We start from the raw sequence: 22,846 nt of genomic DNA, 5'->3' as shown, positions 1-22,846 counted from the left end.
AGAAATACAACCATTTTGTTTTCGTAGTCAAACTTGCCGCCACGGCGTTGTTGTACTCTTATCGCACCGAGAAAAGAGGTGGTTTTTCCAGGCGAATTTCATATCTTTGCAGAGCGAAAGGAGCAAGAGAGATGCGCAGGACGCGATGGGTTATTGTCGGATTGTTCGCCACTATTGCAGCGCGCGGGCTGGCAGGCACTCTCCCGCAACCGGAGCGAACAGTCCGTGTCACTCCGGATGTGGTGTACAGGATCTATCGGTTATCGGCTCCGCGCGCGGTGGTCCATGTGCTTGAGGTGAGCCTTAAGGGTACGGTAGAGCTCGCGGCGGTCAAACCGGGAATTCGCCTCACCTCGTGTGCCCCGCTCAGCGAAATGCTCAAGGCGGCAGGGCAGAGGGTCATTGCCGGGGTTAACGGCGACTTTTTTTCTGAGGTCGGTGCTCCCATTGGGCCACATGTCTGTGATGGCGACGTGGTGAAGAGCGGGCCCACAAGACCGGTGATAGGCATGACCAGTTCTGGCGAAATTTTCCTTACGGTGGATCGACTGCAAGCGGACGTCCAGTTCCCAAGAGGCGAGGTGATGCAGGTGAGCGGCTTCAACCGCGCACGCAGCACCGATGAACTCATTGTGTTCAACCGCTGGTTCGGAAGGACGACCCGCACCAACAGATGGGGCGTCGAGGTGACCCTCGCCGCGCTCGTGTCGCCGCAGGGAAGCGGCCCCCTCCTGACAGTGGTCACCAGGGTTGACACCGTGGGCAACTCCATTATCCCTCCGGGCGGGATGGTTCTGTCTGGCCATGGGCGCGCTGGCCAGGCTTTGCGACAGGCTTGCAGGGTGCAGGATACCCTACGTCTATCGGTGGCACTGTCCTCGGCGAAAGGGACCGTGCGGTGGCTCGTTAGCGGCGGTCCTCTACTGCTGCGCGAGGGACGCGTGGCTTTTGAGGAAATTGCCTCCTGGGGCAATGGGGGCTTTGCCCTTGGGCGGCATCCGCGTACTGCCGCTGGGCTTTCCGCCGACCGTAGCACGGCCTATCTGGTCACGGTGGACGGCAGGCAGCCCGGATACAGCGAAGGGATGAGCCTGGTAGAACTGGCAGAGTTCTTGGTGGATTTGGGTGCATTTCTGGCTATCAATTTCGATGGGGGCGGCAGCACCACAATGGTCATCCAAGGCAAGGTGGTCAATCGGCCGGCAGGCGACGGCCAGGAACGACCGGTCTCCAACGCACTTGTTGTCCGCTACAAAGCTTGGGAGGAGCCATGACACGCAAGGGAGTGACGCGCAGGGAGTTTATGGGGGAGATGGCTGCCTTGAGTGCGGTAGGAGTGGCAGGCGCAGGAGCGCTGCGAGCAGGAAGGCGGGAGAAGCCTATCATCAAGCCGCCGCGGTTGCGCCCGGGCGACACAGTGGGGCTGGTCTGCCCGGCAAGCGCCCCCTTTGAGCCCTCCGCGATCCGCGAAGCAAAACTGGCCATGGAAAAGCTGGGCTTCAAGGTCAAAGTGGGCAGGAACGTAGGCAAGAAGTACGGCTACCTGGGCGGTACCGACGCGGAGCGCGCCACCGATGTGCAGGAGATGTTCGACGACCCGCAGGTCAAGGCCGTCATTGCCGTTCGCGGCGGCTACGGGTGTCTGCGCATCCTCAATCTGCTTGACTATGAGCACATTCGTACTCATCCGAAAATCCTGTTGGGATACAGCGACATCACGATCCTACTTGTGGCGGTGCACCAGATGACCGGCCTGGTGACCTTCCACGGCCCAGTGGCCCTATCCACCTTTTCACCTTACACGGTGGATCTGCTCCAGCGTGTACTGATGAAAAACGAGCCGGCGGGCGAGATTGACGAGCCGCCGAGTGCCCTTCCCATCGGGGTTAATGGGTTGTCTGGTCGGGCCAGGGGCAGACTGGTGGGGGGCAATTTGACCCTGCTGGCTGCCTCGGTGGGCACTCCTTATGAACTAGACACCGAGGGGCGTCTGCTCTTCTTCGAGGAGGTGGGAGAGGAACCCTATGACCTGGACCGGCACTTGACGCATTTGCTGATGGCGGGCAAACTGCAGCAGTGCGCCGGCATCGCCGTCGATCGCCTGCAGCGCTGCGGCCCACGGGATTACCAGCCGGCTTTTCCCACGACGCTGAGCGTCGAGGAGGTCATCAGCGATCGCCTTGGCCAGTTGCGCGTGCCGGTGGTGTTTGGGCTCTCCCTGGGTCACGCGCCCGACAAGCCCACGCTGCCGCTGGGGGTGATGGCTACCCTGGATGTAGGTAAGGGCAGGTTGTCAATTGACGAGCCGGCGGTCAGCTGAGTCGCAAAGGGGGTTACTCGAACGTAATACCTGAGTGCACTGCAAGGGGGGAACTGGCATCGCCTGCGGACGGTGCACCCTGCCCTGCTGCGGTGTGCCTCGCCCTGGGACCCTGCCCCACCCGCGTAGGGTATGGCCAGAGGGCAACGCCTTTATGCGTCGCGGGATGGTCGTTCAGCCTCGTTCCCCCACTGGCCCGACCTCATGGCCGCGGGGCATGCTAGAAGTGCGGCCAGAGAGCGAGTCTATTTGGCGGGTATGTCGCACGGGCAACTTCCAGGGGCCACCACAACACCTTGCGAGAGCAGCCGACCAGCAGGAATACTTATTGATATTGCCCCTGAATTTTTGTATATTGGCGGCATTCAAAACCGCCAAGACGAGGAGGTAGCTCAATGGAGAAGACGCAGCTCCTTCAGCGCGTCGAAGAGGACGAAGTCAAGTTCATAAGTCTGCAGTTTACCGACTTACTCGGGGTGGTCAAGGAAGTCATCATCCCGGTGCGCCAGCTCAAAGACGCCACCGAATTCGGCGTTTGGTTCGACGGCTCCTCCGTGGAGGGCTTTGCCAGGATTCAGGAGAGCGATCTTTTCCTGAAGCCGGACCTTTCCACCTACTCACTGGTGCCGTGGCTGCTGGAAAACGGCAGAACCGCACGTCTGATTTGCGACATCTTTGGGCGGGATGGCAGTCCTTACGAGGGTGACCCCCGCTACGTGCTCAAAAAGGCCCTGGCGGAAGCGAAGGAGATGGGTTTCCAGTTCAACGTGGGCCCGGAGATGGAGTTCTACCTCTTCCGCAAACCGGAAGGCCAGGGTCACCGCCCCATTGACGAAGGGAGCTACTTTGACTTCTCCTCGCACGAAGGTTACTTTGTGATGCGGGAAATCCTCGGTGCCTTGCACAGTTTTGGCATCCCGGTGGAAGCTTCCCACCATGAAGTGGGCAGCGGGCAATACGAGATCGACTTTCTCTATGGCAACGCATTGGAGACCGCCGATCGCATCCTCACCTTGAAGTACACGGTCAAGAAGATCGCCCAGCGTCATAATTTGGACGCGACCTTCATGCCCAAGCCCGTGTTTGGTGCCCCGGGCAACGGCATGCACACGCACCAAAGCCTCTTCGACCTCAAGTCGAGGCAGAATGCTTTCTACGACGCAGATGATCCCTACAATCTGTCTCAGCTTGCCTATCATTTCATGGCCGGCATCATCAAGCATATTCGTGCCATGTGTGCTGTGCTCTGTCCTACGGTGAATTCCTACAAGCGTTTGGTGTCCGGGTATGAGGCTCCGGTCTATGTGACGTGGGCACGGATCAATCGGTCAGCGCTCATTCGCGTGCCCAAGTGGTTCCACGACCGCAAGCAGTCGGCGCGCATCGAGCTGCGCTGTCCGGACCCAAGCTGTAACCCCTATTTGGCCCTGGCGTTCATGCTCCAGGCTGGTCTGGACGGAATCCGCAACAAGCTCCAGCCCCCAGAGCCTGTTGAGGAGAATGTTTATCTCTTCGATGAGCAAGGTTTGAAGGCAAAGAACATCGGTCTTCTGCCCAGCTCGCTGTACGAGGCACTACAGGAGCTGCAGAAAGACGAACTCTCCCTCAAGGTCCTGGGCCAGCACCTTTTCGATCGTTACCTGGACATCAAGTCGCGCGAGTGGGAAGAGTTTAGGGTTCAGGTCACACCGTGGGAGGTGGAGAAGTACCTACAGCTTTTCTGAGCCCGCTCACGCGATAGGGAGGTTGCAGGCGCGTCGCTTGGCGGTCGCGCCTGCTTCCTTTTGCGCGGAGGGGTCATGAGGCTGTAGGTTGAAGCAGACAGTGATTCAGGGGGCGGTGGCGAACAAGCCAGAAGCGGGCTCGGTTAGAATTTTTGTTGAAAACACTTGCTTTTCTCCCCAAAGTTACGTACCATTCACCATGAGTAGGTAAGCCCCGGCACGAGGTGAGCGTAAGGTCGGAGATGATCTCGCCTTCCGGAATTGTGTTGCCATCCGTTTGCAGGGATCAAAGGGAGTAAGACTATGCGCATCGCGGTAAAAAGCCTCACCCCTGTATTAATTGCTTTGCTCAGCTGCGTCGGGCAGCATGTTTGGGGCCAACAGGAGAGAACTCTCGCCGTCCTTTACTTCCAGAACAACAGCTTAGCACAAAAGGATGAGGTGGCCGCATTGAGCAAGGGGCTGGCCGACATGTTCATCACTGAGCTCTCCAAGGTGCAGGCTTTGCGCGTCATTGAGCGCGCGCAGTTGCAGCAGCTCTTGGAGGAGATGAAGTTGGCCCAGGCTGGTCTTATCGACGAAAAGAGCGCGGTCCAGGTGGGTCGACTTTTGGGTGCAAAACACCTCCTATTGGGCAGCTTTGTGCACATGTTCGGCGGCAAGATGCGAATTGATGCGCGCATTGTGGAGGTGGAGACAGGCCTCACCATCAAGGCCGAGGAAGAGACGGGCAAGGTGGATAAGCTCTTTGACATGGTCAAACGTCTCACCGAGAAGATTGTGCGCGATTTGGATGTAGCGCTAACCAGAGAAGACCGGGTGCGCTTGGAGGCAGGGGGTGAGGCCACTTTGGAGGCGGCGCTTCTCTACGCCAAAGGCTTGGAGCTGGAGGACAGGGGGCAGCCGCTCGAGGCGTATAAGATGTATCGGAAGGCGCTCGCGGTGAGCCCGTCCTTTGCGCAGGCCAAACAGCGCCTGATGGCGGTGCAGGTCCATCTCAAGTGAGCACCTCATCCTCAAGGTGAACGAGGAACCTACACGTGCGCAGAAAGCTCATTGTTGCCCTCATTGTGGCGGCCGGCTGTTGGGTGATGGGATGTGCCACATCTTACCACGGTCGGGCCAAGACCGCGCTGCGTCGTCACGATTATGACCTGGCGCTCCGCCATCTGGTGTTGGCCCTTGAGGAACAACCCACTGACCCCCAGGTGTTGCGCGATGTGGGCATAGCCTTGTACGGCAAGGAGGAGTATGCGGCGGCGATTCGCGCCTTGTCCAAGGCCTTTGCGCTGGATTCCACCGATGCACGGACGCTCTTTTACCTCGGCTCGGCTTACGAGATCACCGGGGATTTGGACGGGGCCATCGACATGTACCGACGCTACACGCGGGTGGGACGCATGAGCCAGATGCGGCGGGCATTGGAGGGCAGGCTTCAAGTATTGCTGCGTCGCCGCCTGGTCGAGCAGGCCAGAGAGGCGCTGGCCAATGAGGCCGCCCTGGACACCGTCCGCATTCCAGGCAATGCGGTGGCGGTGCTCAACTTCGCGCGCCTCGGCGGGCCAGAAGAATTGAGCCCTCTGGAAAAGGGCATTGCCGAGATGCTCATCACCGATCTTTCAAAAGCGAAGGCGTTGCGTGTGGTGGAAAGGGCGCGAATGCAGGCTCTGCTCGAAGAAATCGGCCTGGGGATGACCGGCTTGGTGGATGAGGCAACCGCCCCTCGGCTGGGGCGCCTCCTGGGAGTGGCCAAGGTGGTCCAGGGCGGCTTCTTGGGGCTGGAGGGCGAGCAGCTGCGCATCGAGGCGGCGCTCGTGGATACCAGGAGCCGCACGCTGAGTGGCCCGCGGCGCGTCAGCGGAGCCCTTCAGGACTTTTTCCGCATGGAAAAGGCCCTGGTCTTCCGCATCCTGAGCGAAATGGGGGTGCCTCTTAGCCAGGAAGAGCGCGATGCTATCCTGGTCGTGCCAACGGAGAATATCCTTGCCTTTCTGGCTTATTGCCAGGGACTGGACTATGAGGACCGTGGGATGTTCGAGCTGGCCCGCACCGCCTACGCCCGCGCGGCGCAGCTGGACCCGCGCTTCAGTGCCGCCAAGGCCGCGGTGACTCAGGCGGAAGTCATGCGTGCCGGCAGCCAGGATTTGCAGGAGCTGCGCAAGGCTATTGAGCCGCCTCCGGCTACAGCCGATGCGCTGCAGGCCTCCAAACTCGACCGACTACAGCAGACGCAGCAGCAGTTGAGCGCCGGTTTTGTGCCCGGGGTCGACGCACGCCAGCCCCTGCAGGAGCAGAGCCAATCCAGCTTTGGCTCAGCCGCCAACATCGAAGTGGAAGTGAGAATCCCCAAGTGAGCCCACTGCGGGAGGTCTCAGCATGATGCGACGGGTCGTGCCTTTGCTTGCCCTGACTTCCTTGCTGATAGGCAGTATAGCTCGCAGCCAGCCTATGTTGACCCGGCTCCAAGGGCCGACCAGCGTGGGCGCCGGGGTCAGTGGGCAGTGGTGGACCGCAGGGAAGAACAAGGTTAGCCAGATCGCCATGCCAGTGAACTTTGTCTATCCGGTGGGCGAGCGATTGCAACTGGTGGTGGCCACGGCGCCAGCCTTCTCGCGCCTGGTTGCAGTGGGCGCCCAGGAGCTCAACGGTCTTTCCGATGTGCGCATAAGCGGCCACTACTGGACGCCCGATGACCGCTTCCTGCTCACGTTCGGCGCCAACCTCCCGACTGGAAAACACGCTCTTACCCCGGAGGAATTCAACGTCGCCAACGTGCTGGCAGTGCATGCCCTTGCCTTCCGCGTGCCCACTATGGGGCAGGGACTCGATTTCCACCTTGGGGCTGCCTCGGCTTGGGAGGTGGGTGACTTTGTCCTCGGGGCAGGTATCAGCTACCTGGCCAGGGGCGCGTTTCGCCCGTTTTATGGCGCGGATTATGAGTACAAACCGGGCGGTGAGATGAATCTGTCGTTAGGCATTGACAGAACCCTGGTGCTCTTCGGCAACGATGCTCGCCTGACCACTGATGTGGTCTACTCCATGTACGGCGAAGACAAGGGGGCAGGGGAGACGGTCTTCAAAAGCGGTGACCGATTGCTCATCCAAGGTGCGGTATTGGCACGACCCGGTGCATTCGACCTGCTCGTGATGGTGCGGGAGCGAATGAAAGGGCGGAACAAGACGGGCATCGGCGATGTGTTTGCCGAGGAGCGCAAAAACAGCAATGGCAATGAGCTTGAGCTTGGTAGTCAGCTGCTGTTTGGTGCTCCGCAGGGGACAAGACCCAAGGTGCTCATAGACGTGAAACTGTATGGAGATAATCAGTACGGCACCGGCTCGGCGACACTCTTGGGGTTGGGAGGAGGCGCCCTGCTGCGGCTTTCGGGCAGGATGGAAGTTGACACAAACCTGCGCTACTACATGGGGTCGATCAAGAGCGGTCCCAAGGCGGTAGCCCTCTCGGGCCTGGTGGTTGACGCAATGGCGCGTTTCTACCTATGAGGTATCAGTGAGGTTGCCCCAGATGAGGAACAAGCTCCCGGCGTGGCCGCTCCTGCTTGTTGGTCTATCCCTGACGCTTCTTGCCGGCTGTGATAAAGGGCCAACGTCCGCCAATCAGGGGGTCTCCATCGAGTTAACCTTTGTTTCCGGCGCCCAGAGCCTCCCGCGCATCGGCAAGCTCCCCGACCGCGCGCAGCAACCGGCGGGGCCCCTCTTCAGGGCCGCAGGGAAGGGTGAAGTGGAGATGGTAAGGGTGATGGTACTGGATTTCTCGGCTTTCGACACCTCCTGGCAGTACTTTCAATCTGACGACTTTCGGCAGTTCGAGCATGCGCGCGACAACTGGCCAGGCGACTTGCGACGCTGGGCCGAGTGGCGGAAACTCCTTGGGGACTTTTTCCGCGTGGTTGCTGACCAGGCACTGCACATAGAAGGAGACGTCGCGAGGGGCACTGTGACCGGGGTGGTCGGTCTAAACTATCTGTGCGTAGCGGGTATCGAGGCCGACACCATCCGCTTCTGGGGTGAAGGTGAAGTCAAGGTGCGGGAGGGTGAGCACGCCCATGCCCCTATTCAGGTGTGGGACTTGGGGCCAGTGCTGTACTTTCTGGAGTTGCAGCCGTACAGGGTGGCGCTCAAGAATGGATTGACCCAGCGTTTCCGCTGCATGGCCTATTACAGCGATGGCCGGGAGGTTGATGTGACCAGTTTGGCTCGCTGGTCTGTACGCCCTGGCATCGCAGGGGCTGTTGACCAGACGGGCCTCTTTGTTGCCGGCCTGCAGGCGACAGGTGAAGAAACAGTCATGGCCTTCTTCGAAGATGATAGCGCCCAGTCGCAAGTGACTGTTTCGGCTGCCACCTTGGTTTTGGCGGAGGATTTTGAGACCTATGCCGTGGGCGCCTATCCCACCAGCGGGGGCTGGGAGGCGTTATCTGCAGGGGTGAGCGGCAGCGTGAGCAGGACCTATGCCTTCAGTGGTGCGCAGAGTTTTAGGCAAGAATCGTCTCCTGGGCACACCAGGCGGGACCTCCTCCCTCTGAGCCGCGGCGACAGCCTTACATTCCAGGTGAGCGTACTGGTGCAGGAAGCCGGCGGTGGAGCCGTGCTGGGTCTGTACGATCGCCAAGCCCCTCCTGGTGGCGCCTTCGTGAACTGGATTGAGTTCTCCGCAGACGGCAATATCTACGCGGCAAGACAAGAGGATCGCTTACAGCTGCAGCCGTACGAGCCGCTTACCTGGTACACAGTGCGCGTCGAGTTGGGATACCCCTATGCCAATGTGTATGTGAACGGTGAGCTAAAGGCCTATATGTCCTATCCCTCCGGACAGCCTTGGGACGCGCTGGTTTTGGCGGCCCAAGATTTTGCCGCAGGCACCTCTGTGCAGTACTACGATGACATTCGCGTGACCAAGCCTTGACCCGGGGAGCGGTTGCCCAGGAAGAACATCGAGTCAAAACTCTACGCTCGGTTGGATGAGCAACACCCAGTGGCCTTCGCCCGCTGCCATGAAGGCGCGGGCCTCACGGTCGTAGCGCCGGACCCATTCCCAAAGTACGCCTCCTCCCAAACGTAGCACCACTGGTCTGCCAACTACTTGCAATGGGATTTTTTTCCCATATGCCAACAGTTGCCGTACCGCAAAGGGCGTTTCCCGCTCCTGGTGCCTCCATCGAAAGTGCCCTTCGTACCGCATGCGGCTGTTAGCCAGTAGCAGCGGCCCTTTTCCTTGCCACATGGTGTGGTCTCGGTAAAGGCTCACGACCGCGACGTCCGGTGCGAGCTCTGTGGAGTGGCTTTTAAGACCGGCGCGAAAGTTCCAAGTGAGTTTGTGGGCCCGTGCTTTGCGGCTTGTGCCTGTGAGAATGAACTCTACCTGCCACCAGCGTTCGTTCACGACGATGTTATCCTGAATGTGACGATGTCCGGTGGAGATAAGCAGTCCTGCCAGAGCAGAGCCCGCGGGTTTCACCTTTGCCTTGCCGGAATCTGCTGGCTCGTAGTACCCCAAGAAGACCAAGTTGCCCAAGAGAAACGACAGCGCGTAGGGTTCTTCGGTGCCCGAGCCGAGAGAACGGAGCACGTTAAACCCGCATACCTCGAGGCGGTCAAACTGCTGGCGATGGTACGTCTCCATAAAGCTGCTCAGGGTGGCGAGGGGGTAAAAGGTCCCCTGGCAGAGCACGTACCGAGGGCGGAAAAACCGTCTTCCCAGATAGCGGTAAAGAGCTGCTTCCTGCCCAGGGAGGAAAACCGGTGTACTCTGTTTTCTGGCGAGGTTGAAGAAGGCGCTTGCGTAGGTTTCGTAGGCGCCCAGGGACAGGGTGGTCCCATACTCAAACCCGGCCACCATGCCGCCGGCGCCCCACCCTTGGGGAAGAGTTTTCAGCGGGAACAATAGGCACCCGAGCAGGGACAGCAGTGCCGGCAATCGCGTGTTCATCTGCCTTCTCCATTGACAAGGGTGTGCTGGACCGTCATTACCCACTGTTTTCTCAAGGAGCCGAGGAACAAGGGTGAATGGTCCGGGTGTGCTGCCGAAGCGGCAGACCCCATACTGCCGCTGGGCTGCGCTCCTGCATGCGACCACTCTCTCTTCTCCCCGTGCGGCTAAATTTCCTATTGACGGAAAGGCCTGAATTTTGTATATAACTCTCTCGTGAAAATACGCAAAATTGGGTGGAACTCCAAGCAATTTGTTGACGTTCAAAATCGCGAATTGTGTCGACGTGGGCAGAATGGAGGTCAAAACAGAGGGATCGCTATGATCGAACTACAACATTTGACCAAGCGGTACGGCATGACCACTGCCCTCGAGGATGTGACCTGTACGATCAACAAGGGGGAGATCGTCGGCTTTGTGGGGCCGAACGGCGCCGGTAAGACCACGGCGATGAAGATCATCACCACCTACACGGCCCCCACCTCGGGGACGGCACGGGTTGGCGGCTACGACGTTCTAGAGAGCCCCTACGACGTGCGACGCATCATCGGCTACCTACCGGAGACGGTGCCGCTGTACGCGGACATGCTGGTCGCGGAGTACCTTCGCTTCATCGGCGAGGCGCGCCATCTGAACGGCAAACTGCATGAGCGCATGGCGTGGGTCATTGAGGCTTGTGGGCTGCAGCCGGTGCTCAAGCGCAAAATCGGCGTCTTGTCCAAAGGCTTCCGGCAGCGCACCTGTCTGGCGCAAGCCTTAATCCACGACCCGGACGTGCTCATTCTGGATGAGCCCACTTCCGGCCTGGACCCGCTCCAGATCATCGGTATCCGCAACCTGATCAAGCAGCTGGCGCACGAGAAGACCATTATCCTCAGCACGCACATTTTGCCTGAAGTGGCCACGGTTGCCGATCGCGTCTTAGTCATCAACCAGGGCAAGCTGGTGGCCGATGGCAGCTTCGAGGACCTGCGCAAGCAGGTGACCACGCGTGCTGCCTTTGTTCTGTCGGTGAAAGCGCCGCGCAAGGAAGTGGAGCAACAACTGAAGCACGTGGATGGCCTTTTGGAGGTGAAGTTTTCGGACAGCAAAGATCGCGGCGTGACCAGTTGCACCCTGTACCACGATCCGGGTCGCGACTTGGTGGCAGATCTCAATCGCATCCTCCGCGAGGCGAAATGGGACATCGTGGAGTTCCATCCAGAAAAGCTGTCGTTGGAGGATTCATTCATCCGCCTGACGCAGGGCTCTGCTGAAGATTGGGCCGAGCAGCGCCCCTCCCAGGCCCAGGCATAACAAGGGAGGCGAAGCATGAGAGACGTCTGGATTATCTTCAAGCGCGAATTCGCCGCCTACTTCTACTCACCCATCGCCTATGTCTTTAGCATCATCTTCATCATCCTCAATTGCGGACTGTACATGTTTCATTTCTTCTTTTTCGGCAATGCGGACATGCGGGCTTTCTTTTCCGCTTTGCCGGTCACCCTGGCGCTGATCTTTATCCCTGCCATTTCCATGCGCCTGTGGTCAGAGGAGAAGAAGCTGGGCACCATCGAGCTGTTGCTCACCTTGCCCATGAAGGCCGAGCATGTGGTGCTGGGCAAGTACTTGGCCGGGCTGGCCTTCTACCTGGTGGCACTGGCTGGCACTCTGGCCATCCCCATCATGCTCCTGTTCTTGGGCAAACCAGACTTTGGACCCATCATTGGCGGCTATTTTGGCTCGGTGCTGCTCGGCGCTTTTTACCTTGCGATTGGCATCTTCATTTCCGGCTTCTTTGCCGACCAGATCGTTTCTCTGATCATCACCAGCTTGGTGTGTGGCTTCTTCGCCCTCATAGGCTGGCAGTACGTGCCGATGGTCATTGACGGGTGGCTCCCAGGTCTTGGCGACTTCCTGTATAGCTACGTGGGTGTGACACGCCACTTCAATGACATCGCGCGTGGGGTTATCGACATTAGGAGCATTGTCTACTTCCTCTCCTTGAGTGCCCTGTTCATCGTTCTGAACATTAAGTACCTTGATGGGAGAAAGTACTAGCCATGAAGAACCTACGCAAACTGTTCATCAGGACCTTTCTCATCGGGTCGGCACTGCTGGTGGGTATCGCCCTCCTGGTCATTATGGTCTTTGACAACCTCAACTTGGGTCGATTCGATTTGACTGCGGAGCAGGTGTACAAGCTCTCTCCGTCAGTGGAGAAGATACTCTCGCGCCTGGAGGCGCCTATCGAGATTACCTATTACGTCTCCTCCTCCGAGAAGATGCCGACCAAGTGGAAAAACTTGGAGCGCGACGTGATCGACAAGCTCGAGGAGCTGAAGCTTGCCTCCAAGGGACGAGTGACCTACAAGGTATTTGACCCCTCGGCAGAAGAAGAACGGGAGGCCTTCGAGGAGCGTCGCGCCAAGGAGAAGGAGGAAAAGGGTGAGGCAGCCAAGCCAGTGCAGCGAAAGCGTATCGCGGAGCGCCTCGCGGAAAAAGGGGTAGTCCCGTTCGGTGTGCAGAGCGCGGAGCGCGACGAATTTGCCGTGAAACGCATCTACTCCTCACTCGTGCTCTCCTACCTCGACCGCAAGGAAGACGTGATCGAGGAGGTACGGCCCGAAATGTTCGGCAGCCTAGAGTATGAGATCGTGTCGCGAATTTTCAAGCTCATCGCCACCAAGCGCCCAAAGGTGGGATTCTTCCCCAGCCAGCCTGAGTACCCGGAGCAGTATCGCCAATTCCAGCAGGCTCCTCCTGACCCCTACAACATGGCGGTGGAACTCCTGAGGAATGCAGGCTACGACGTGGTGCGCACCAACATTACCAAGGACGACACCATCCCGGGCGGGATCCAGACGATGGTGCTGATGGTGGACGAGCCGCTCACCGAGCGTCAGCTCTACGAGATCGACCGCCTTGTGCACAAAGGGGTGCGGCTGGTGTTGGCAGGACAAATGTACAACTACCAGATCTACCCCTCGCGTGGCGGGGCGCCAGGCTCGTTCGACGTCCAGGCCATGCCTACGCGCATCAACATCAATGGGTTAGTGAAGAACTACGGTTTTGAGATTGACAGCAAGATTTTCATGGACCGGAGTGCCGCGTTCGTCCAAGTGCCCACCTATCGCACCCGACGCATGGGCATTTTCCAGATCCAAGAGCAGCGGTACGAGCCGGTGAGCAAACCGGTGATCATCAAGGTGAACCAGGAGAACATCAACGACCGCGTTTCCGTGGCAAACAAGATCACCGAGCTATTCTACATGTACGGAACTAAGCTCAATCTGTTCGACGAGATTCTGAAGAAAGACAATCTCAAGGCAACGGTGCTCTTCACCTCCAGTAACCATAGCTGGACCACCGAGAGCCTCGGTTACCGGCCTGTGGACACCTCAGAGCCTGCCTCTGGTGACTTCCTGCGGCGGCAACCGTTGGGAGTACTCATCGAAGGGACATTCTCTTCGCGCTATGCGGAGCAGCCGCCGCCCAAGTGGCCCAGCGAAGGCTCTGGCGTGGATAGCAGCGCGGCGCCGCTCATCACCGGGCCCGGAACCCCGAACAAGATCATCGCCTACGGGTGCAGCAATATGTTCAAAGACGACGTGCTCAGGGCTGTGGACAGTCACAAGGCGTTGCTCCTCAACAGCGTGGACGCGCTCACCCTGGGTGACGAGCTCATTCACATCAGGGCAAAGAACATCGAGGCGCGCCGCATTAAAGAGACCAGTGCCTTTGGCAAGTCACTGGCCAAGTTCTTTGTCGTCTGGTTCCCTGCACTGGGGTTTGTGGCCCTTGGGGTGTTCCTGACCATGAGACGTAAGATGAAGTGAGCGGGAAAGCAACGAGGGAATGGATATGATGAAAGAGAAGCAATTGTACGTGCTTGGCGGGGTCTTCTGCGCGCTCCTGCTCCTCTTCTTCGTGACCAAGCCGCGCATGAAGACAGTCAATGTGGACGAGCTCCAACAAAACGTGGTCATCGGCGTCAGCCGGGACGACGTGGCCGCCATTGAGGTCTACAAGCAGACCCAGGGGGGCGAGATCCGCATGGAGTTCGTCAAGAAGGACAAGCAATGGTACATTCCTACTCGCTTCAATGCCAAGGCGCGGGAATACAGCGTCCACCGCATTATCGACGACATGATAGAGATGACGGGGAGGGTGCGTACCTCTGACCCCAAGCACTTTGCCACATTCCAGGTTGGCGATGACCAGGGCGTCCACGTCATCCTCAAGGACGCGGCACAGAAGCCTCTAGCCAATTTGATCGTCGGCAAGAGGGGGGAAGACTACAACAGCGGTTTCGTGCGTTTTGCCGACCGAGAAAAGGTCTATGCGGTGGACAAGAACCTGCTGTCTTCCCTGGCCGTGTATGGGGAGCTCGACACTCTGTCTCGGTTCAACGACAACTCGTTTGTTGACCTGACTGCGGTGAAGCTGGACAAGAAGGAACTCGAGCTGGTGGCATTGGTGAGCAGCGGCAAGGAGCTGGTCATCCGCCGCGTGGAAAAGGCATCCGCAACGACGAGTTCCGACTCGGCAGCGGCCAAGAAAGAGTACGAGTGGGTGCTCGAGCGTGTAGGTCGGCGGGTGAAGCTGGATCAAAAAGAGGTAGACCGCTTCTTAGGGGATGTGACTTACATCTACGCTCAGGAGGTGGTCGACAACATTGGCAACACCCTTGCCGACTTGGGCAAGCAGAGTCGCTACCAGGTGGACCGCCCGCGCATGTTCATGGTGTTCATGAAACAGAACGATCCCTCGCGGTACAACGTGTTGTTCGGACGCGAGTTCGAGAAGGACAAAGGGTATTTCATGTACGTTCAGTATGATCACCTGGTGTACAAGGTGGCCAAGACCAAGTACGACGCTTTGCTGAAGTGGATCGACGAGTTGCCAAAGAAAGTCGCTAAGGCTTGACAGATTCGGTTGCCAAAGCCCTCCCAGCACATAGCATGGGAGGGCGTTTTTTTTGGTGTCGCCCCCGCCAATTGGTCAGACCGGGTTGCGAGGCCCTCGTTCAGCGGCCCGCGGGAGGGACGACCCACGGGGCTGGGTTCAAGGCCACCTCTGTCTAACCTTTCGGGAAAGATCACAAGGAATGGGGAAACAAAAACCAGTTGCATTTGCAGGCAGGATTGCGTATCTTACGCAGCGCAAAGTTGCCATCGTCGGCATAGGCTATCTCATGGCACAGCAACTCTGCAGGTCACTGTGACGTGAATGCGAAAACGTCCATTCGTCTCATTCGGGCTGGGGGGCCGATGAGCTCCTCTCTGTGGCGTGCGACTCATGAGAGGCGAGCTTTGCGGCATCGTTCCACTTAGTCGGCAAGACGTGGAAGGGATGCACATGGGAAGGAGAATGGCTACCGCGCGGATAGGTTGGCTTGGGTTTGTGTCGCTCGCTGCGTGTCTCTTGGCGTGCGGAAGCCAGGAGCGTCGCTACTTTCTCGAACGGGTGGGCAACACGCAGGTTGTGCAAATGTACGCGGATGGCTTTGAGCGTCTCCCCTTGCGGCAAAAGCTACTTGCCTATTATCTTTGTCAAGCCGCCATTGCCGGCAGGGACATCATGTATGACCAGAATCACCGCCACGCCCTGGCAATTCGCCGCCTGATGGAGGAGATCATCACCCACGCCGAGGGGATCGACCGAGACCTGCTGGCAAAGATTGTGCATTATGCCAAGCTGGTTTGGATCAACAACGGTCACTACTACTCCAGGTCTTTTGTCAAGTTTGTGCCTGACTTTACGCCTGAGCAACTTCGGCACGCGGCGGAGATCGCGGTGCGCAACGGCGGCTCGCTTCCATGCAGGGAGGGCGAGTCAGTGGACAGTCTCCTTGCCCGTCTTCGCGCCTCCATGTTTGACCCTCAGTACGAGCCTTACAAGACCAACAAGACGCCTCCCCAAGGGCAAGACATCTTAACGGCGAGCGCGAACAATCTTTATGAAGGAGTGACACTGGCTGAGGTGGAAAGCTTCGAAGAGCGGTATCCCCTAAACTCGCGCTTGGTCAAAAGGGACGGCAGACTTATCGAAGAGGTTTACCGCATCGGCACTGACAGTATTCCTCCGGGACGTTACGCCAGTCAGTTGGCGGCGGTAGTCGAGAATTTGGAGCGGGCGGCAGCAGTGGCGGAGGGCGCCCAACAGCAGGCACTCCGGCACCTGATCTCTTACTACCGCACCGGCGACCTGCGCCAGTTTCACAATTTCTACCTCATTTGGGTTCGCGACAACCCCTTGGTGGACACCATCAACGGTTTTGTGGAGACCTATTTGGACCCGCGCTCCGTGAAGGGGGCTTGGGAAGGGATTGTGTTTTTTGTCGATGAACAGACCACGGCCAGAATGCATGCACTGGCTGCCTCCGCGCAGTATTTCGAGGATCGGGCCCCGTGGGAGGACGCCTACAAGAAGCAGGGCGTGCAGCCGCCTGTGGCGAATGCGATCAAAGTGCTGACCCAGACTGGGGATCAAGGGCCGATAGGGTGGGCTGGGATTAACTTGCCTAATGAGCAGTGGATTCGAGAACAGCATGGGAGCAAAAGCATCACCCTGCAAAACCTGATAGCGGCACGGCGCAAGGCACAGTCGGATGCGTTGCTACGCGAGTTCTGCGCCACGCGGGCAGAGCTTGTACGGGCCAAGCGTTACGGGGACGAAGCGGCAGATGCCGTTTTGGCCCTGCACGAAATCGTCGGCCATGGGAGCGGCAAGGTTGACCCGAAACTGGCCGGCGACCCTTCTGATTATTTGCGCGAATACTACTCAACCCTAGAGGAAGCTCGCGCTGACTTGATGGCCCTGTGGAACATTTTCGATCCCAAGTTGGTGGAAATCGGCATGGTCTCCGATAGTCAGGAGGTGGGCAAGGCCGCCTATGACGACTATGTGCGCGATGACTTGATCCTGCTTCGCCTCTACCCGTACGCCACCACAATCGAGGAAGACCACGATCGAGCCGCGCATCTCATTGTGAGCTACCTGCGGCAAACGACTGGGGCAGTGCTCCTGGTCCGAAAGGGGGGGAGGAGCTACCAGCGGGTTGCTGACTACCAGGCGATGCGCGCGGGAGTGGGGCGTCTGTTGGCGGAGATCATGCGGATCAAGGCGCAAGGGGACTATGCAGCTGCAAAAGAGCTTGTGACGACCTACGGGAGCGTCTTTGACCCCACCCTGCGTGACGAAGTGGTGGCGCGATGCACCACGTTAGACCTTCCTACCTACACGGCCTACGTCAATCCTGAGTTGTCCCTGGTCACCGACGCACAAGGCAATCCCATCGACGTGTTGGTGACCTATCCCTGTGATCTGCAGCGCCAGATGTTGGGCTATGCCGGATACGTGACGCGGTAGGAGGCCCAATGCGGCGCGCACCCTAACCTGAAGGTGGCGGCTATGGAACAAGAGAAACGACTCACGTTTCAGGACCTCGTTGTCTGGCAAAAGAGCCATCAGCTCGCGATGGACGTGTACAGGGCCACAAAAAAGTTCCCCAAAGAGGAGCGTGATGCCCTTGGCGCAACGCTGCGGCATGCGGCTGCTGAGGTACCTGCAAACATCGCTGCGGGGTTTCGCAGCCGGGTTCAACCGGAGAAGTTCCACCTGTACAACCAGAGCCTTGCGGCATTGGAGCGTACTCGCTACTACCTGATTTTGACCCGTGACCTCGGGTTTCTGAAAGACTATGAAGCGTTGTGGAATTTGGCGGAGGAGGTGGGGAGAATGTTAGGCCGTCTCGCCCGATCGGCCCGTTCCCAGCAAAACCGTGGTCAGTAAGGCCACGAACCTCTCTTTCTCAACGCCTGAGCCGGAGCTGGGCATCTTCTTGATGGGGCTGATCAAGTCAGTTTCTGTGGTCACAGCCGTTCCGAGGTCATCGTGGTGGGTCGCAGAGGATGGTTTGTCGAGCGGTGGGCAGCGTTGTGGCTGGTGCTCCTGCTCGAGTCGAACGTGGTATCGCGCGTGAGCGCGCAGGGGGCAAGGGTTCACGGCACCGTGCGTGATGCGCGCACTGGACAGCCATTGGCCCTGGCAAACATCTGGGTCGAAGGGACTTACCGCGGCACTACCACTAACTCTCAGGGCGAGTACGTGCTTGAGATCCCGTCTGTGCCAGCCACGCTCAGGGTACGCTACATCGGCTATCGCTCCCAGGGCCTGGCGGTGACCGCCCACACCGGGGAGCAGGTGAATTTTGATCTGGAGCCGGTACTTGTGGAATTGCCGCCGGTGGTGGTGACGGGCGAGGACCCGGCGGTGGCCATCATGCGCGAGGTGATCCGCCGCAAACAGCACTGGCGCAGCCAGGTGCGCACTTTCGCCGCCGAAGCCTATTCACGCCTGTCCGTGGCTAATGATACGGCGGTGGTGATGGTGATGGAAAGCACCTCCCGCCTGTTTTGGGACCGAGATCGGGGCGTGCGGGAAATTGTCCGCTCGCGGCGCCAGACAAAGAACGTGCCGGCGCCGGCAACGATCTTCGCCATGGGTTTCCCCAACTTCTATGACGACGACGTGGAAGTGCTGGGAAACAGGTTTGTGGGCGTGACCCACCCTGATGCCCTGGACTACTACCAGTTCCACCTGCAGGGCACGAGGGGGGTGGATCGTTTGGTGGTGTTCGACATTGCCGTGAAGCCTAAAGGCCAATTGCAGCCGTGTTTTGAGGGAACGATTTCGGTCCTGGACTCCGTGTATGCGCTGATTGCGGTGGATCTCCGGCCTCTGGGTACCTTGCCGTTGCCCTTCCCGGTGCAGGAATGGGCGGTGCGGCATCAGCAACACTTTGGTAGTTTCGAGCGGGAATTTTGGCTCCCCGTGGACGCTTATGAGCGGGGAACGCTGCGCGTGGGAGTGCCCGGACTCTACCTTCCAGACATAATGTATGAGCGGCTCGTGGGACTGGCCGACTACCAAATCAATGTACCCCTGCCTGATACCCTTTATGCCAGGCCCCGCGTTGTATCGGTGGACTCGGTAGCCGTGCGCCAGGATACGCTTCTGGCCCATGGTGTACGGGCTGTCCCACTCACTGAACCTGAACTGGTCGCCTACGAGCGCGTGGACAGCACCTGGACGCTGTCGCGTATGTATCGTCCCAAGGGGCCACTGGCCAGGCTGGTCAAGACCTCGGTGCGGGTGGAAGATGATGGCGCCCGCCCTGCAGAAGCCCAGAGTGGGGGCAGCAAAAGGAGGCTCATCCATTTCGCCCCGGACCTACGGTTCAATCGTGTAGAGGCGCTCCATCTGGGTGCGAGGTACGCTCTTCGCCTGGCAAAGCGATGGGAAGCGCAGACTGCGGCCGGGTACAAGACTGGGCCACACAAGTGGTCATACGCACTTGGTCTTGGAGTGCAGCTGGCCAAGAACCATCGTCTGTCCGTGCAGCATATGCACGATGTGGTCTCAAGACCAGGGCTGAGCGTGTACCCGCAGGTGCTCCATTCCGTTCTCAGTATCATGGGGCCGCGGGAGTACTTTGATTACTTTTGGCTTTCCAAGACGGGGATTTCGCTGGAGAGCCGCGTCCCTCGGTGGCATTTGCGCATGCAAGTGGGTATCGGTGCCGAAAGGGATCGGTCGGCTCGCGCGTGTACAGGGTTTTCGCTGTTCCGAAGGAGGGAGGAGGCAACCCTAAATCCGCCGGTACAAGAGGGTCGACTGGGACTGCTTCGCCTAAACCTGCGGGTTGGAGATCCCAGTTCGGCGTGGGGCATCATCGCGCAGCGCGGCGCCGAAGTGGAGATGGAACAGTGCAGACAAGGGTTCTTCGGCAGCGATTTTTCGTTCGTCAGCTATCGTTTTCGGGCAGTGTTTGGGACGCCCACTTTCCTGCGCCGGCGCATGCTTCCCAATCGCCTTGATATCGTGGTCCTGGGGGGCCTCATCCAAGGGCATGCCCCGGTGCAACGATTGGGGACGGTTGAAGGACGGATGGCCTTTCTCGCTCCCTTTGGCGTGCTGCGCACGCTGGAGGGCTGGTACCATGGCAGGAAGTATTTGGGGCTTTTCTGGGAGCACAATTTCCGCACTTTGCCCTTCGAACTAGTGGGTTTGAGGTGGCTCGTGGTGCAAGGCGTGGGCGTCGTACTGCACGGGGCTACGGCCAGGACATGGGGTGCGGGAATGTCAGAGTTTCCACAGACGCAGTCGCGCGTCCCGGCCAGGTTTCATCAGGAAATCGGCCTGTCGCTCACGGGACTGCTGGGCGTGGGGCGGTGTGACGTGAGTTGGAGGCTCGATCAGCGCGGGTGGAGCATCGGCCTGGGGTTGGCGCGCCTGTACTAAGGAAAGCAAAAATACAACAGTGAGGTGCAGGTCTATGCGGATGCATGACACAACGCGTGTGACGATCTTTATGGTCGCAGTGGCAGTACTGGCCGGCAGTGCGCGTGCGGACTGGAAGGAGAGCACGCCGGTTGGGCCTGGGGTGGTACATCACCACGAATTCCGTTCCGCTGGCCCATGGCACTTTCACGTGCTGGAAATCGATCTGACCAACCCCTGGGTCAGCATTGAGAGCATCAAGTCCAACGACCTCTTGCCTGGGGGGAGGGAGCTGACCTCCGCCATGGCTGCCCGCAATGACCGCGAGGCTCACCGGGTAGTGGGAGCCATGAATGCCGACTTTTGGCAGACCGATGGCACACCTGTCGGGGCACAAGTGGTGAAGGGTGTGCTGGTCAAGCGACCGGTAAGCCGCTCCGTGTTCGCCTACACAGACCAGCGCCGACCACTCATTGACGTGGTCTCCTTCACCGGGACGTTGGTCGCGAAAGGCCAACAGCAGGTTATTCACGGAGTGAACGAAAGCAGGGACACCGACGAGCTTATCGTGTACAATTCTTTCCGCGGAAGCACCACGGGTACCAACTACTGGGGAACTGAGGTGGTCGCTCAGTACCTCAGCCTCAGCTGCGCGGTGAACGATACGGTTTGGCTCGTGGCGACGGCCAAGGATAGCGTGATGGCTGCGGGCCATGGCAATGCACCCATTCCGCGTAACGGTGTAGTGCTCTCAGGGCACGGGCAGGCGGCAGCCTTTCTCAACGCTCACGTGTTTGTCGGGGACACGGTGGCGGTGGTCCTCCGCCTGCCGCCCACGCGCCAAAGGATCATTGAGCTGGTAGGGGGAGTGCCCCGTATTATTCGTAATGGCGCCGTGTCGGTCGAGTGGAGTGAGGAGGGTCTTACGAATAGGAGTTTCGCCACCGACCGTCATCCCCGCACGGCAGTCGGCTTTTCGGCTGACTCGACCAGGCTATTCTTTGTCACCGTGGATGGGCGGCAGGCAGGGTACAGCGTGGGCATGTCGCTCTATGAACTTGCTGAGTACATGCGCGAATGGGGAATTCATGAGGCGGTCAACCTGGACGGCGGCGGCTCCACCACGATGGTGGTCCGTGGGCGTGTGGTGAACAGTCCATCGGACGGCAGCGAACGGCCGGTAGCCAACGCGCTGCTGGTGGTCAGCAGCGCGCCAACCGGACCTTTGCATCTTTTGCGCATCTCGCCGCCCGAAGCCTTTCTCCTTTCGGAAGGTACACTTCGCTTCACAGTGGAAGGCTTTGATGAGTACTACAACCCTGTTTCCTTGCCGGCAGGCACAGTCAACTGGAGCTGCGACCCATGGATTGGTGCCATCGATGCACAGGGGCAGTTTGTGGCTGGGCTCTACGACACGGTGGGGTACGTGTACGCAAGCGCAGGCGGGGTACGGGATTCGGCACGGGTGCATATCACCAGGGTCGCGCAGATAACGTTGACTCCCAATCCGGTGGTGTTGCGCGTGGGGCAGAAGCAGACGATGACCCCGCGCGCCACAGACAGTTTCGGAAACCCGGTCAGTCTCCAGGCTAGCGACTATCAGTGGTCAGTGGTAGGGGATGTGGGCACAATCACTCAAGGAGGTGTGTTCACAGCCACCAAGCAGGGGGAGGGGGAAATAAGGGCGGCGTACGGCAGTGTGGTGGGTACCGCTCATGTGTACGTGGGTCTGCCCACGGACGTGATTGTAGAAGACTTTAGCTCTTTGGCACGGTGGAACTTGACCGGCGTGCGCGTTAATCTTCCGGCATGTAGTCTTGCCTTGGATAGTGCGGTGGCCTTTTCGCCACCCACCTCCGCGCGCCTCTCCTACCAGCTGAGCACCGGCGGGACAAGCGCCCTCTACATGGAGTGCTCGATTCCGCTATCTGGCACGCCCATCGCCGTGGGAATCCATGTCTTCGGTGACGGCAAAGGCCACTGGTTGCGGGGCGAATTCACCGACGCCGATGGTGAGAAATTCCTGGTTAACTTCACAGAGGCCACCCCTGGCATCGATTGGGCAGGAACCTGGCGCTACTTGCGCGTGTCCATGGACAGCGTCATCGTCCACTGGGGGAATCCGGCTGCTGTGCTCACGTTTCCCATCACCTGGAAGCGTATCTACCTGGCCGAAACCAATGACAGCCGCAAGGATAGCGGTGTCCTCTACTTCGATGACTTTACCGCTCACTACCTGGAGACGGCGGTGGAGCCACCCCGTGGCGGGGCGTTGCCCCAGAGCTTTCGGCTGTACCAGAATTTCCCCAATCCTTTCAACCCGAGCACAGAAATCTGTTTCGACGTGCCACGCGAGGGCCGGGTAAGATTGGAAGTAATCAATCCTCTGGGGGCAAGAGTATGCACCCTCTTGGACCAGCAATTGGCACCTGGGCAGCACCGGGTCTGCTTCGACGGGAGCAATCTGGCCGGCGGAGTGTATCTTTATCGGCTTATCGGTGCCGGTGAGATGCAAAACCGAAAGATGATTCTCATTCGCTAAGGGAAGACTTGGCCACCTGGAAAGCAGTGCACACCAATTGGAGGGCA

The 22,846-nt window shown here is 59.1% G+C and carries 16 protein-coding genes; 15 read left to right on the top strand and 1 reads right to left on the bottom strand.

Going from position 1 to position 22,846, the window contains the following annotated elements; translation table 11 throughout:
* The first annotated feature begins 131 nt into the window (after positions 1 to 131).
* The 7 genes from ONB25_07560 (at position 132) to ONB25_07530 (ending at position 8,968) form a co-directional block, all read left to right on the top strand.
* On the top strand, positions 132 to 1,274 hold the full coding sequence (locus tag ONB25_07560) for a phosphodiester glycosidase family protein (protein ID MDZ7392731.1): 1,143 nt from the start codon (positions 132 to 134) through the stop codon (positions 1,272 to 1,274).
* The gene (locus tag ONB25_07555; GenBank protein MDZ7392730.1) at positions 1,271 to 2,320 is read left to right on the top strand and encodes an LD-carboxypeptidase; all 1,050 of its coding nucleotides are present in this window, start codon (positions 1,271 to 1,273) and stop codon (positions 2,318 to 2,320) included. Before ONB25_07560 ends, ONB25_07555 begins: the two co-directional genes overlap by 4 nt.
* Positions 2,321 to 2,715: 395 nt before the next feature.
* Entirely contained in the window at positions 2,716 to 4,044 is a 1,329-nt protein-coding gene (gene glnA, locus ONB25_07550) for a type I glutamate--ammonia ligase (protein MDZ7392729.1), read from the top strand.
* A 303-nt stretch (positions 4,045 to 4,347) separates the two neighbouring features.
* Positions 4,348 to 5,049 (top strand): CsgG/HfaB family protein, encoded by a 702-nt coding sequence (locus ONB25_07545; protein ID MDZ7392728.1) that lies wholly within the window; start codon positions 4,348 to 4,350, stop codon positions 5,047 to 5,049.
* A 35-nt stretch (positions 5,050 to 5,084) separates the two neighbouring features.
* Positions 5,085 to 6,398, top strand: coding sequence for a hypothetical protein (locus tag ONB25_07540; GenBank protein MDZ7392727.1), 1,314 nt, complete (start codon positions 5,085 to 5,087; stop codon positions 6,396 to 6,398).
* Positions 6,399 to 6,420: 22 nt separating this feature from the next.
* Complete coding sequence (locus ONB25_07535; GenBank protein ID MDZ7392726.1) at positions 6,421 to 7,545, top strand: hypothetical protein; 1,125 nt, start codon at positions 6,421 to 6,423, stop codon at positions 7,543 to 7,545.
* Between the two features lie 22 nt (positions 7,546 to 7,567).
* Positions 7,568 to 8,968: a hypothetical protein gene (locus tag ONB25_07530; GenBank protein MDZ7392725.1), complete on the top strand. Its 1,401-nt coding sequence runs from the start codon at positions 7,568 to 7,570 to the stop codon at positions 8,966 to 8,968.
* A 33-nt stretch (positions 8,969 to 9,001) separates the two neighbouring features.
* On the opposite strand, the gene ONB25_07525 is transcribed toward ONB25_07530, so the two are convergent.
* On the bottom strand, positions 9,002 to 9,991 hold the full coding sequence (locus tag ONB25_07525) for a hypothetical protein (protein MDZ7392724.1): 990 nt from the start codon (positions 9,989 to 9,991) through the stop codon (positions 9,002 to 9,004).
* A gap of 321 nt (positions 9,992 to 10,312) precedes the next feature.
* Here ONB25_07525 and ONB25_07520 point away from each other — a divergent pair, with 321 nt between their 5' ends.
* The 8 genes from ONB25_07520 to ONB25_07485 all read left to right on the top strand — a co-directional run bounded on the left by ONB25_07520 (position 10,313) and on the right by ONB25_07485 (position 22,799).
* Positions 10,313 to 11,287 (top strand): ABC transporter ATP-binding protein, encoded by a 975-nt coding sequence (locus ONB25_07520; protein ID MDZ7392723.1) that lies wholly within the window; start codon positions 10,313 to 10,315, stop codon positions 11,285 to 11,287.
* Positions 11,288 to 11,302: 15 nt separating this feature from the next.
* Positions 11,303 to 12,031, top strand: coding sequence for an ABC transporter permease subunit (locus ONB25_07515; GenBank protein MDZ7392722.1), 729 nt, complete (start codon positions 11,303 to 11,305; stop codon positions 12,029 to 12,031).
* 2 nt (positions 12,032 to 12,033) lie between these two features.
* Positions 12,034 to 13,809: a GldG family protein gene (locus ONB25_07510; protein MDZ7392721.1), complete on the top strand. Its 1,776-nt coding sequence runs from the start codon at positions 12,034 to 12,036 to the stop codon at positions 13,807 to 13,809.
* 25 nt (positions 13,810 to 13,834) lie between these two features.
* Positions 13,835 to 14,899 (top strand): DUF4340 domain-containing protein, encoded by a 1,065-nt coding sequence (locus ONB25_07505; GenBank protein MDZ7392720.1) that lies wholly within the window; start codon positions 13,835 to 13,837, stop codon positions 14,897 to 14,899.
* A 432-nt stretch (positions 14,900 to 15,331) separates the two neighbouring features.
* The gene (locus ONB25_07500; protein MDZ7392719.1) at positions 15,332 to 17,344 is read left to right on the top strand and encodes a dipeptidyl peptidase 3; all 2,013 of its coding nucleotides are present in this window, start codon (positions 15,332 to 15,334) and stop codon (positions 17,342 to 17,344) included.
* A gap of 42 nt (positions 17,345 to 17,386) precedes the next feature.
* Positions 17,387 to 17,767 (top strand): four helix bundle protein, encoded by a 381-nt coding sequence (locus ONB25_07495; protein MDZ7392718.1) that lies wholly within the window; start codon positions 17,387 to 17,389, stop codon positions 17,765 to 17,767.
* A gap of 102 nt (positions 17,768 to 17,869) precedes the next feature.
* On the top strand, positions 17,870 to 20,278 hold the full coding sequence (locus tag ONB25_07490) for a DUF5686 and carboxypeptidase regulatory-like domain-containing protein (GenBank protein MDZ7392717.1): 2,409 nt from the start codon (positions 17,870 to 17,872) through the stop codon (positions 20,276 to 20,278).
* Positions 20,279 to 20,312: 34 nt separating this feature from the next.
* Positions 20,313 to 22,799 carry a phosphodiester glycosidase family protein gene (locus tag ONB25_07485; protein ID MDZ7392716.1) on the top strand — a complete coding sequence of 829 codons (2,487 nt, stop codon included), beginning with the start codon at positions 20,313 to 20,315 and terminating at the stop codon, positions 22,797 to 22,799.
* The last annotated feature ends 47 nt before the right edge of the window (positions 22,800 to 22,846 follow it).

This window comes from candidate division KSB1 bacterium (assembly GCA_034506335.1).
In the GTDB taxonomy this organism is placed as follows: domain Bacteria; phylum Zhuqueibacterota; class Zhuqueibacteria; order JANLFK01; family Oleimicrobiaceae; genus Oleimicrobium.
Note: the sequence above shows the minus strand (reverse complement) of the source record. Positions and strands in the feature narration are given on the sequence as shown.